Annotated in this window: 9 protein-coding genes and 1 pseudogene; 4 read left to right on the plus strand and 6 right to left on the minus strand. The window is 59.8% G+C overall.

Annotated features, from left to right (window positions below; genetic code table 11):
* Nucleotides 1-538 precede the first annotated feature (538 nt).
* Complete coding sequence (locus L8K25_RS21445; RefSeq protein ID WP_242141067.1) at nucleotides 539-2,923, minus strand: PAS domain-containing protein; 2,385 nt, start codon at nucleotides 2,921-2,923, stop codon at nucleotides 539-541.
* Nucleotides 2,924-3,199: 276 nt separating this feature from the next.
* Here L8K25_RS21445 and L8K25_RS21450 point away from each other — a divergent pair, with 276 nt between their 5' ends.
* Both L8K25_RS21450 and L8K25_RS21455 read left to right on the plus strand, forming a co-directional pair.
* Nucleotides 3,200-4,306 carry a PAS domain-containing protein gene (locus tag L8K25_RS21450; RefSeq protein WP_242141068.1) on the plus strand — a complete coding sequence of 369 codons (1,107 nt, stop codon included), beginning with the start codon at nucleotides 3,200-3,202 and terminating at the stop codon, nucleotides 4,304-4,306.
* Nucleotides 4,303-4,755: a response regulator gene (locus tag L8K25_RS21455; protein WP_242141069.1), complete on the plus strand. Its 453-nt coding sequence runs from the start codon at nucleotides 4,303-4,305 to the stop codon at nucleotides 4,753-4,755. The genes L8K25_RS21450 and L8K25_RS21455 overlap by 4 nt, the downstream gene beginning before the upstream one ends.
* 400 nt (nucleotides 4,756-5,155) lie before the next feature.
* Here L8K25_RS21455 and L8K25_RS21460 read toward each other — a convergent pair whose 3' ends face one another.
* From L8K25_RS21460 to L8K25_RS21470, 3 genes are read right to left on the minus strand one after another with little or no spacing between them, the layout of a single operon-like run.
* Nucleotides 5,156-6,034 carry a hypothetical protein gene (locus L8K25_RS21460; protein WP_242141070.1) on the minus strand — a complete coding sequence of 293 codons (879 nt, stop codon included), beginning with the start codon at nucleotides 6,032-6,034 and terminating at the stop codon, nucleotides 5,156-5,158.
* Complete coding sequence (locus L8K25_RS21465; RefSeq protein ID WP_242141071.1) at nucleotides 6,031-7,464, minus strand: relaxase/mobilization nuclease domain-containing protein; 1,434 nt, start codon at nucleotides 7,462-7,464, stop codon at nucleotides 6,031-6,033. The genes L8K25_RS21460 and L8K25_RS21465 overlap by 4 nt, the downstream gene beginning before the upstream one ends.
* Nucleotides 7,461-8,024 carry a hypothetical protein gene (locus L8K25_RS21470; RefSeq protein WP_347341170.1) on the minus strand — a complete coding sequence of 188 codons (564 nt, stop codon included), beginning with the start codon at nucleotides 8,022-8,024 and terminating at the stop codon, nucleotides 7,461-7,463. The genes L8K25_RS21465 and L8K25_RS21470 overlap by 4 nt, the downstream gene beginning before the upstream one ends.
* Nucleotides 8,025-8,332: 308 nt before the next feature.
* Between L8K25_RS21470 and L8K25_RS21475 the strand changes: the two genes are divergently transcribed.
* On the plus strand, nucleotides 8,333-8,593 hold the full coding sequence (locus L8K25_RS21475; protein ID WP_242141073.1) for a hypothetical protein: 261 nt from the start codon (nucleotides 8,333-8,335) through the stop codon (nucleotides 8,591-8,593).
* 70 nt (nucleotides 8,594-8,663) lie between these two features.
* Nucleotides 8,664-9,061, plus strand: a pseudogene (locus L8K25_RS21480) (VOC family protein).
* Nucleotides 9,062-9,847: 786 nt separating this feature from the next.
* On the opposite strand, the gene L8K25_RS21485 reads toward L8K25_RS21480, so the two are convergent.
* Together L8K25_RS21485 and L8K25_RS21490 are read right to left on the minus strand one after the other, a co-directional pair.
* Complete coding sequence (locus L8K25_RS21485) at nucleotides 9,848-10,534, minus strand: ParA family protein (protein WP_121905587.1); 687 nt, start codon at nucleotides 10,532-10,534, stop codon at nucleotides 9,848-9,850.
* A 1,408-nt stretch (nucleotides 10,535-11,942) separates the two neighbouring features.
* Nucleotides 11,943-12,335, minus strand: a complete 393-nt coding sequence (locus L8K25_RS21490) for a DUF3768 domain-containing protein (RefSeq protein ID WP_242141075.1) — start codon at nucleotides 12,333-12,335, stop codon at nucleotides 11,943-11,945.
* Nucleotides 12,336-12,412: the final 77 nt, after the last annotated feature.

A 12,412-nucleotide genomic window follows, 5' to 3' on the forward strand; every position in this document is an offset into this window, starting at 1 on the left:
AGACGAAGCGGTCATTCCAGAGTATCACTGTGAACGTCGGGTTTCAGACGGATCAGCCATCCGCGGGGCCTCGGGGATCGGCACAGCAGCCGGCAATCCTGGCCGGTAGCGAACTGCCAAGTTTTGGAGAAGTCGTGCCGAATTGCGGTCGTTGCTCTCATGACGAAAAACCATGCCTTCAAGGCTGTCGCACACTTTCCCAACCCGACAGGGATTGTGGGACACTCGTGCCAATGTGGAAATTGTACGACGCCGCGCTCGCTTTGCGCGTGGTGCTGCATCGACAAACGTGTGTTTTGCGTCGTCTAAAGAGCATAAATGCCCTTCCCATAACTTCAGCGACATGACGCCATTTCGGAAAACGGTTTGGGAACGGTTGTTAGGAAAACGAGCTTGCAGCGGGGGCAGTTCACTTGATCATGTTGCCCGCTGTACTCCTGTCGGTTCCAATCAATACTATTCAATTTGGGGCGTCAGGCCACGAAACAGTTACGTCGCATAGCAGCACAAAGTCAAAATGTTGTAGTAAATCAGTCGATCAGGTTTGTAAGTTTGCGGGTCTCCAGCGGATAGCCTTTTGTAAAACGCGGGAAAGCTGCTCCAGTGAGTAGGGCTTATGCAAAAGCTCGAACCCATGCGTGCCATTTTGTGCAAGAACATGGCTGTATCCACTCGTAAGTATTATCGGTAAATCCGGGTAGTCACGTCGGACGCGCTCAGCCAATTCGACGCCGTTTACGCCGGGCATGACTACATCAGTGAATAAGACATCAAACTTTTCAGCGTCCTTTTCCAATTCGGCGAGGGCCTTTTCCGCGTCCCGGGCAAGGACGCTGGCATAACCCAAATCCTGCAACGCGCTGGTCGCAAAGTCTCCGACGTCGGCATTGTCTTCGACGATGAGTACGCGGACGCCGTTTCCATCTATGCTCTCCTCAGCCAACGTCTCGTCCTGTGTTTCGCCGCCTGTCAGCATCCGTGGAAGATAAAGCGTAAACGTACTTCCCTTTCCAAACTCACTCTCCACCCTGATATCGCCGCCAGACTGCTTGGCAAAACCGATGACCTGGCTCAGGCCAAGTCCGGTGCCGTGCCCGGCCCCCTTGGTCGTGAAGAAGGGCTCAAAGATACGGTTGAGATTCTCTTGGGCAATACCGGCCCCTTGATCTATCACCGTTACAGCGACGAAGTCGCCAGCCACCGCCTTATGCGCTCGACGTGCAGGCAAATTTGAAACGGCGCCTAAAGCGATTGTCAGCACTCCCTCGCCATTCATAGCGTCACGAGCGTTAATTGCGAGATTAACGATCGTGGTGTCGAACTGGCTTCGGTCAGCCTTGACCAGCAACGGCTCTTTTGGGATCTTCAATTCTAATTCCATACGCGGCCCCGCTAGGGTCCGGACCATCGTGGCCATGTCTAGAATACTCGGAACTACGTCAAACAGCTCTGGCATCAGCGCTTGGCGGCGCGCAAAGGCCAGCAGCTGACCCGTCAGCTTCGCGGCCCGATCAGCAGTGTCGCCGATTGCGGCGATATATCGGTCGCGCCGTTCGGCCGTAAGGTTCGGACGCCGCAGCAGATCGACCGACCCCCGTATCACGGTGAGGAGGTTGTTGAAGTCGTGAGCAACCCCACCGGTAAGTTGCCCGATCGCTTCCATCTTCTGTGCTTGGCGCAGGGCGTCCTCAGCCAGCTTTAGTGCTTCGGCCTGCTCCTTCTCGCCTGATATGTCGCGGGCGACGGCATGGATTAAACCTTCCCCCGGCACGGCCGTCCACGACAGCCAGTGATAAGTGCCATCCTTGCGTCGATATCGGTTTTCAAACCGCATGGTGGTCCGCCCTTCAGACAGCTTTTCCACTTCGTGCAGCGTGGTTGCTACATCTTCCGGGTGGACGAGATCGATAAAGCGCCTCTCGACCAATTCACTTTCGGCCCAGCCAAGAAGAGTCGTCCACGCAGGATTCACGGCGGTGACCGTCGCGTCAAACCGAGTGACCAACATCAGGTCCGTCGAAAGCAGCCACATACGGTTACGATCGGCCGTGCGTTCGGCCACCTGCGCTTCAAGAGACTCGTTTAGCTCGCGAAGCCGCAACTCGTCAGCCTTGCGCGACGTGATGTCGACAGCTGTGCCGATCATGCGATAACATGTGCCCTCGGCATCGAACAAACCACGGCCTTTTGCGGCCACCCACCGAACGACGCCGTCTTCCCTGCCGATCGTTCGATATTCGACATCGTAAAGAGGACGGTTCCGGGGGTCGGAGGCTGCTTCGTAAGCTGCGAGGGTCTTTTCCCGATCATCCGGATGCACGCCGTTGGAATAGTCTGCCAGCGTCACCGGGACATCGGGCGAAATACCGAACATCGCTTTCACGCGCGGTGGCCAGAACATAATTCCGGTGTCGGTATCGACATGCCACTGCCCGATCTCCGCAACCTCAAGTGCGAGACGAAGTCGCTCTTCGTTGAGTGCCAGCTTATCTTCTGCCTCTCGACGGTCGTCGATGTCGATGACAGAGCCGACATGACCAAGAAAGCTTCCGTCATCGGCGAAGCGCGGCGCGGCAGCGTCAATTGCCCACCGATACACGCCATCGGCACGGCGCAGCCGATACTCGACGCGAAACGGACCTTGAACGGCGACCGCAGCAAGGAAAGTGTCTTCGGCTAGCTTCTGGTCATCCGGATGAGTCGCTGCCGTCCAGCCCAGACCGAGCGCTTCTTCCTCGGTTTGCCCCGTAAACTCATACCAACGCTTATTGAGATAGCTGCAGTAGCCATCTGGCTCTGTAACCCACATCATGACCGGAGCATGGTCGGCCATATTCCGAAACCGGGTTTCCGCTTCGTGCTCGCTGGCATGGAAGGAACCGCTTAAGGGCGTCGTCTGGTCTGCCTCGGACTGTTTTGACATTGAGCCTGAAGTTCCCTGCACAACGGCAAGGGGCATACCTTCCGTTATCTGATCCGCGCGCTACGGGCATTGGCGTGCGACAGGCGAAAACGATCCGCCGCATCGAAAAATAACCCGTTACCGGCGAGCATCCAATATCGAGAATGCACAATCGCCATGCCACAATCAATGATCGCGACAAAAAATGCCGCCTACGATCTGGCTCTAATGGAACGATATTCCTGTAAGCGACGTTCACGCATGCGTGGAGCCTTCCGGCCTTCGCTGGAGGTAGCTTTGAAACAACGTGACGACTGGCATCTAACCGACGTACTCGATTACGAACATGGCCGTGGCGACCCCTTTGCGGCAGCTGTTCGCGCCACACGGATGCCTATGGTCATCACTGACCCGGCCCGCGATGATAACCCGATCGTGTTCTGCAACGTCGCGTTTCAGGAGCTGACGGGTTATTCCCGGGACGAGATCCTCGGACGAAACTGCCGCTTTCTACAAGGCCCCGAAACCGACCCTGCGACAATCGATCAAGTCCGCGAAGCCATCAGGGTCGGGCAAGCCGTTGACGTCGATCTGCTGAATTATCGCAAGGATGGAACGACGTTTTGGAACGCGCTGTATCTATCGCCAGTTAGGGATAACGACGGGATCGTCCGCTTTTTCTTCGCATCCCAGCTTGACGTCAGCGATCGTGTTGAGGCTCAAAACATTATCAATGATCAGAAGCTGCTGGTCGAACGTGAGGTCGAGCGTCGTACCGCCGATCTGCGTGCCGCGCTGGATGCCAAGACCATCCTTCTTCATGAGGTTGATCATCGGGTTAAAAACAACCTTACGATGATTGGATCGCTGTTGCGCCTTCAGGTTCGCACTATCGACGATCCTTCCGTGGCATCGAAGCTCGATTCCATGCTCGAACGTGTCGATGCCCTCGCGGTAGTCCATCGCCAGCTCTACCAATCCTCCGACATCGCGAGGTTCGATATAGGTAGTTTCGCGCAAAGCCTGATGTCGGATGTGGTCGGGTCAAGCGGTCGTAGCGACATCACGTTGGACGTTCAGGCTCAGCCGCTGTTCGTGGATGCAGCCAATGCATCCGCGCTCGGCCTGATCCTTAACGAGATTCTGACCAATGCCGTCAAGCATGCCTTCACCGACGGCCGCTCGGGTCACCTCAGTCTCGTTGTCGAAGGAGGTAACGACTATGGGACCATCCGAATATGCGATGACGGCCCGGGCATGCCTTCAGCCGCCCGCAGCAAGAGCATCGGCACGTCGCTGATTACCCGTCTTGCGCGCCAAGCTCGCGCAGAGGCTACCTGGCGCAACAATACTCCTGGAACATGCGTGACGATCACGTTTCCTCAGACCAAAGCGCAATCATGACTAATTCAATGCAAGTTTTGATTGTTGAAGACGAAATGCTCCTCGCGATGGATATGGAGGCGATGGTCGAGGACAGTGGACATCGCGTTCTGGCTGAGGCGGCGAGCCTTCAGGACGTTGAGGCTCTACCGGATGATCTCAATCCGCAGCTCGCATTTGTTGATATCCATCTGGCGCATGACTCAAACGGCTTGGACGTGTGCCGTTACATACGGACGCACTGGCCGGACGCACTGATCGTTTTCGTTACGGCCAACGTCTCGAAGATACCGGCGGATTTCTCCGGTGCGCATGGAGTGATTGCTAAACCTTTCTCCCATGCAGGTGTCGTTAACGCCATCAACTACTTGGCGAACGGTGTTTTTGCACCACCGCCTAGCATGCCGCGGCCGGCGAGCCTTATTCCATCACCTAACCTCGAAGCCCGATGGGTGAATAAAGTAGCGTAGAAGCTTTATCGAGCCCAACTAGGATCGCGCATCGCCACCATACCACAGTCCCGAAATACGAACCTCTTCCGGGAACGACCCAGCAACAGGCGGCGTAGACTAACGTCACACGCACTCCCAATAACGGACAGGCTGCTTTCCTCCCCATTATCGTCATTTGGCGATCAGATGTGTGGAAAACCCGGTCGTAAATATCGTTGTGCGACAAACTGGTGCTTTCCGCCACGGCAGGTCCCGCCCCCTTTGACTCAGCAGGGGGGTGGCCGGGATGGGTCGCAACGCCGAACATTGGTTTCGCGCGGCGTGAGTGGCAGGTTTTGCGAAAAGCCGCCCTTCACGCCTTTGCTGGCGGATGGCGTGAGTTGGTCGGAAGCCGCCGATCCGCTTTAACGTACTTCGTCTAACGATCCTTGGTGAGCTCGACCGCAGTCGCACGTTCGTTGCTGGAAGCCGGGCGACTGTCACCGATGTCCGGTCGATCGCCTGCCTCGATGCGGCTGGCTAGATCGCTGTGAAGCGAGACCAGCTCGGGTAGAGAATGCTCACCAGCCGCAGGCCCTAGCCTGCGCTCTGCATCGTCGAAGATATCTATGGCGCCCGCCAGCTCGGGTTCGCCGTAAAGTGCTGCGCTTTCCCCTGCTCGCCATAGCTCGGCGAGTTCGTGAGACCGGATCATGCAAGCCGAAGCTGTCCGATCGACCGCAACGGCGGTGCTTGGTGGTCCCGGCGGCGAGGCACCCCTGCCCTTGATCTCATCACGCGTGAGTGCCGCCAGGCGGTAGCGCAGGACCCGCGTCTCCGGGGTATCGGTTGGTGAGGGCTGATACTGCCGGTTCAGGAGAACAATAAGCTCGGCTGTGCTGGCGGCCGACGCGGCGTTGCGCCAGTCCGTCAACGACCGCTCGTTCGATAACAGATCGGCGGGTTGAGTCAGGATAAAGCGCTCGAGAAGCGGATCGCTGGCTACTGCGACAGGCAGGGGTGCCCGGTTGCCGTTAGCGGCGGCATGGGCGAAGCCGATCGCCGCCGCAATCGTACCGAGTTGCGTCTTCATGATCTCACGATCGTCGATCGATCGCCCTAGGATCATCTCGAGGATCGGCGTTAGATCCGTCACGGCGGCCTGGCCCGCACCGATCGTGTCCAGCCTGTTGACGATCTCTCTGTGTGTCGCCTCGATGCGCTGGCCGCTTTCGGTCAGCGCATCGAGTTGCTCCTGCACGAGCGTCAACGCGTCCAGAACGCCTGCCAGAGCAACGCTTACCTGATCCCTGCTCATCGTTCTGGCCCACCCCTATCCGGCGAACGCGCGCGGTCCCTAGTGGCGCGATCACGATCCAATATCTCGCGAAGGACCTCCTCCGGCTTGCTTGACGAAGGTGCCGTGGCCTGCCGTTCGGCCTCGGCGATAAGCGAGCGAAGGCGCTCGGATACTACTGAGGGTCGGCGTTCATGCGGCGTGTCTTCGGTCCGCTCGGGACTCTCCCGGAGTGCTTGCTTGGCCTCCAGCTTGCCACGCATGACGCGAGAACGTTCCAGTGCTGCGGTGATCGGATCGAGCCCGGGGTCCGCAACAGCCGGGCGCGCCCGAGCATCGACGATCGCGTCGCGCCTGCGGGACGGTGAACCGGCACGCATCGCCCGAACGGAGTTGGGCTCGGGCGGCGGCAATGCCGCGACGAACCGCCCGAGGCTCTGTGCCACCACCTGATCGGCAAGGGAAGGAGAGGCCGATAGCTCCGCGACGGATCGCATATAGGTCGCGCGAACGGTTGCCTGCCGACTTGCAATAATGGCCTCGACCGGGTCGGATATACCCCGGTCGCGGAGGCGCATGGCGCGCTCCGCCCGGCTCCTATCGAGCCGCGGAACCTGCCCCTTGTCGCGCATCTTTTGTACCGCAATGTGCTCATGCGCGGGGTCAATACCGCGCGCCCTGGTCGGCGTGGCGTTGGCCTCGATGCCGCGTTCGCGGAGCTTCTCGGCGAAGCGTTGCCGCCATCGAAACAGATCATCTCGGTCCGGATGAAAGCGGCGCCCGTCGAAATCGCGACGCGCGATCGTGATGTGAACGTGCGGATGGTCGCGATCGACGTGAAGGACGGCAACCCACGACCGGTTCGCAAATTCCTCGCGTGCGAGGTCCAGGGCCGCCGCTTTCAAACGCTCCGGATCGGTCCCCGTCGGCATCGAAAGGATCATCGATATGGACGTCGCACCCTTGCGTCTAGCGTCCCCGTCCATCTCGAAGTTGTGCCAATCCTTCGCGAGAATCTGCATGTCCCGTCCGTCACGGAGCACGACGCCCTCGCTGGTTTCAAGCCCGAGTTCCTCGTCGGGACCGTGCCCCAGCCGGCTGATATAGGCGAAGTTGGCAAGGACGTGTCCGCCGCCATGCTGACGCCCCGTGATCCGCACCATGACCTCGGGGACGCGACGCGTTGTGCGATCCGTAGTCATGATCGCCTGGCCGCTCATCCGGGCCTGCGATCCGCCCCCGAAAGCGTGCTTCGCCTGCGCACTGGCACGCGACGTGGCCAAAGATAATGCGGCCTTCGGGAACATCGACGCAACGGCAAGGCCGAGCATCGTGCTCCCGGTTTTCGGGCCTTTTGCGCTGCCGCCTCCGGTCCCGGGGCGGTACTTCTTCGGCGGCGCGAAGACGCCCGCCATGGAGTCCATCGTTCCGGAAGAGAAGCGGAAGCTCACGCTGCTGAACCTTGGTAGGTGTCGGTCCAGTACCCGACCTCTGCCCCGATCGCGGCCGAGAGGGCCAGCCGGGTCGTAAACAGCAGCGCGTTCAGCTCTTCACATTTTTCGATAAAGGGACCGGCGATGCGGGCGATGTCGAGCGAGCTTTCAGGCTGGTTCGCTGCGTTCATCGCATGGACCGCCTGATTGATGTTTCGGCCGATCAGAAGCACCTGCTTACGCAATTTGACGATCTCAGCCTGGGTGGCCGGAGCCAGCCTCAGCACGCCAGCCTTGTCCCAAAGCTGCCAGCGAAGCGTGCGCTTAATCCACTCGTTTCGCGTCATCTTCATAGGCGCCGCTATGGTGTCGATGCCCTCGACCTCGCTTCGGTCGAGGCGGACGGTGACGCGAATGAGATCGTCGGGATTCCCCCTACCCTGAATTGGCATCACGGGAATGTCATCGTTCTCCGGAGCCAGCACAGCGTTGGCCAGTATGCTTGCCATCCAGCGACTTCGGGTCTGCCCATTCGCCGCGGCAACGCGGTCGATCTCGGCGACCAAATCGTCCTTCAACCGTAGGCCTACATTCATCCCAAAAGCCCCGTGCAGCGGCTCCCCACAAGCCAATGTTAAACATTGGTGCCGTGAGGCATATCCTGCCATCCCTAGTAATTGGCTATCCTCATGAAACAACAATCTCTTTGGAGCTAAATCACTCCAAACGCGGAGGTAAAAAGGGATTGACTGTGCGCTTGCGACAAGTAGCTTTCGGTCTTGTGGTGGCGGTGCAAGGCGTTTGCACGATTAGGCACGGCTAACTGCTATTCCCTGCATTGCCCGCAACCTCCTAAGTTGTTCTCTATTGGAACCGGATTCGAAGAATGGCCCGATCAAGAAACGTCGTCGATCTCGCAACAATCGAGGCTCGGCGGGAAGCTCTAAAAGCGGAACTTGCTCATCTGGACGAACAGGCAAAGGCGGCGGAGCAGACGGCTCGGGACGCTGGTCGTCCGGTTCTTACCGCCGCGCTCGATCGGGTTAAAATTGCAGCGATCGACAAAGCGGATGCCCGGGCAATCGCGACGGCTATCTCGAAACACGGCGGCAAAACGGTGGCAAGCCAGCTTGCGTCGCTAGGCTAGGCTTCCTGATCCACCATCCAGACGAGAAGCCGGCGTTGGCTTGGCCCCCAGGTTAGGGCAGCCTCATCGGATGCCTCAACGCTTGAACCTGACCGCTCTCCTTGTCGACGAATATGACACCGCGCTCTCCTTCTTCGTTCAGAAGCTTGGCTTCGAACTGCGTGAAGATACCGCGCTGACTGATGACAAGCGGTGGGTGGTGGTCGCGCCGCACGGTACGGAGAACGGACTGTTACTAGCGCGATTGGTTGGCGACCGGCAACGTGAGGCGATCGGCGATCAAAGCGGCGGTCGCGTGTTCCTGATTCTCAAACAGACGATTTTGCCCGTGACCACCTCGCTTACACGCAGCCGGGCATCCGTTTTGTCGAAGCGCCTCGCCATGAACCATATGGCACGGTGGCGGTCTTCGAAGACCTCTACGGAAACCGATGGGATTTGATCGAACCTAGCGTGGGCAAGGGATGACCTTCGATCCGCCATTCTAGGCGTTCAGGGCATTGGCTGGGATCGAACGCAGCGGTTCCCCAATCTTGGCAGCCACGGCCTGTCTAGGTGTTGCGCCGACGGAGGCTGACGGCCGGCGCTCGCTTCAGCGCGGCCGAGCAGAATACCCGAAAGCAGATTGACGGCGCCAGATGAGGCTGCCCCCTCCCCTGCCGGCCCACCACAGATTCCGTCGTGTTGGTGGCTGGCGATCGCCCGTGCGCCACTGCACGCGGGCGCCGCGCGTACGGTGTTTCGGGCGCCGTCGCGGTTCTGCCAAGCGAGGTATCACGCCCTATCCATTCGATCGTGGGGCCGCCTTTAACGAGGTTCTGCGGCGCGCGGGCGGTCAACCAGGATTGCGTTGCGTCGCCGCGCTAACGGCCATGCAAGGCCCCTGCCCTACCTATTGACTAGCGCCATCGATCTCGCGTTCGTAAAGCAAAAGCGCCGCATCAGCGACGACGTCGGCGAGCACGCGTTTGCGTGCCGGGTCCGCGTCACGAAGAGCATAGAGTCTCGCAGCGGTCTCGGGATCTACCCTCACGTTGATCGCGATATTGCGATTGCCGGTTACGCGTGGCGGCCGTTGGAATGTCCCGGCTTGGGGACGCTCTTGAGGCACGGGCGCCGCTACAGGCGGGGCAGCTACAGCTGGGACAGCCGGACGCGACGGAAAGCCGGCCCCGTCGCTGATCTCGCGTAGCTTGGCTGGATCCTTGTTCGGGGGCGTATCATCGAACTCCGAGAGATCGAGCCGGGACCGGGTCATGCTGCCTCCTTCACGGTACGCGCCTTACGCAGCCTTGCGATCACCGCTGCCGCATAGGCCTCGGCGTTCTCGAGCGCTGCCTTCATGTTACCGACGCCTTTGTCGTTGATGGTGCGAAGCGTTCCACCAGCGGCGAACATCGCGCGATAGGCCTCGCGATTGTAGATCATGACCGGAAGGACTGGAATTTCAGCATCGTTGAACTGCTCCGCGATGTCCTTCTGATTGTTCGAGCGCAGCGCTGGCGGGATTTGGCTGAACAGGATCGCATAATCGATCTCTGTCCTGGTACCGCGCGCCGTCTGCTTGACGAGCTTGATAGCGCGGGCAGCCTGGGTGGCATCCAGATGCGACCCCTTGCAAGGAATGATCACCAGATCGCTTTGCGCGATTGCGAACGTGACGGTCGCGGTCGCCGCGCCTTCGAGGTCAACGAGTGTGAAGCGCGCCTCCGACGCGCCCCTCTCGATCTCATCGATGATCGCGTTTTCGTCGCGGCACCCGACGACAGTTATCGCATCCGGTCGTCCCGGTAACTGGCCCCAGTCGACCAGCGGAAGGTTCGGGTCAGCATCGATCAGGCGTACGGTACCCCCCGCCTCCGCCAACTCTCCGGCGAGCAACAATGTCGCGGTGGTCTTGCCCACCCCGCCTTTCGGCGACACGAAGCTGATGACTGGCATGCTGCTCTCCCGTTGCGGCCAGGTTGCTACCATGTAGCAGCCAGCGCTCATGAAGCTGCCATATCGCAACCTAGCAGCTAGTGTCTAGCGACTTTGATGCAATCTGACAGCGAGCAGCTTGCGGTATGATTGCGATTTAATCGCAACGAGGCGGCGAATTGGTTGCCAGTTTATCGCGAGCCAATTGCAGCTTAGATGCGACAATGTTGCGGCTAAGCGGCTACATGCTCGCGGTCTGGTTGGTAGCAGGTTGCTGCTTGCTACCAACTAGCGATACGCGCCCTTGCGATACCGTCGAGACGCGGTTGTAAAGGCGCGAGAGGCAGGGCCACACCGTGTATGAACATGCTACGTCATAGCTATCGCGTTGCTACCCGAACGCAAACCGCGATCAGATCGCTACAATGTCGCTAGCTCGTTGCTACCAGGCAGCTACCACACGAAGGAACAATTCCTCCAGTTCGCGTGTCGCCAAAGCAATTGATGAATCCGCAGTGCCAAGCCACAAATCGGCAAGAGATTGAGACGCCGAACGCGACGAACGCGATCGGCGTTCACCAAAGCGCAAAATGGCGAAATCGATTGTGAAGTACCCACGGCCCGATCTCGTTCGACACGACCTGCACCACACCGGATATAACGACGCTCAAGACGAAGACCCGATCCTTTAATCGGGCGGCCGAGGCCGCCCGGACGATGTTCATTCCTCCCAGAGCGGCTTGAGCTTGCGGGTCCGCTTTACTGCGAGGAGGGGTGCCCGCTCGGGCATCCCGTGTGCTGCGATCTCCGCTTGGATGCTTGCAAATTCAGCGAGCCATGCCCGGGTGCGTGCGGTTTGGACGTGCATGTGAACCTCCGTCTGTTCGTTGAGACGGATGCCCCCTGACGATCGGGTGGGGTCCAGCGTCACAGGACCGCGCAGCGGCCGCGCAAGCGGGGCGTGGGGGTGCCGATTTTGTCGTGGTCGAAGCGAAGCGAAGGCCGCGTCAAAATTGGGGGAACCGCGCATCCTTGACGCTGGCTCCGCCCGGTCGTCACAATGAGCAGGATCGACGACAGAGCCCTTCCGACGTTGGTAGAGCAGGGGAGGCGCTGACCCACGCGACGGGCTCTCCTCCCACTTCGCGCCAATCACCGAGGCTGGACAACCCTCGATGCAAGGATCGCGACCGTCAGCGCGTCGCTATCGAGTCCTCCGGCAAGCTAGCAGGCGTCGTGGCACTCGTAATCATCGGAAAGACTGCCGCCTCCACAACGGACCTTGCCACAATCGAAGTCGACCTCGCGTTCACGTCGCGCGCGCTCGGCCGCGTTGATCGACGAGCGTGGAGGGGGGGGCTCGACATTCATGATCCGATCCTTTCGGCAAAAATGGGAAGCCCCGGCGCCACTACGCCGGGGCGACGCGTCAGCGTTCGTCGACGCGCATGATCGTGAGGACGCGCGTGGTCTTGAAGGGATCGGCCGGATCTTCCGAGCCTGCGCTCAGGTCGTGATTGTGATAGTCGATCTTCCAGTAGCAGTCGGTGCCCTCGAACAGGAACCGGCCCAGATCATGCTCGCCGTAGGGGTCGATCGCATCGTCGAAGGCGTCGAAGTCGCGAACCGCGCGGAGCAGTTCCGCCCGCTTGCGGAAATTTCGGAAGAGGCTGACGTCGCCGATCAGGTCTGCGATCCCGCTGGTCATCACGACCCGGTTGTTGCCCGGGGCGGTGAGATGCTGCCGCAGCCAGTCGTTGAGGCGGGCGATCTCCGCTGCGCTAGCCTTGGCGCGGTCTGATTGAGGCGTTTGCTCGGCCATGATGGTCTCCTGCCAATGACCCCGACGATCGGGGCCTTTCGACAGGCGACAGGACGGCCGGGGCATAGATCGCTCGC

It is taken from the genome of Sphingomonas sp. TREG-RG-20F-R18-01 (assembly GCF_022662475.1).
Lineage (GTDB): Bacteria > Pseudomonadota > Alphaproteobacteria > Sphingomonadales > Sphingomonadaceae > Sphingomonas.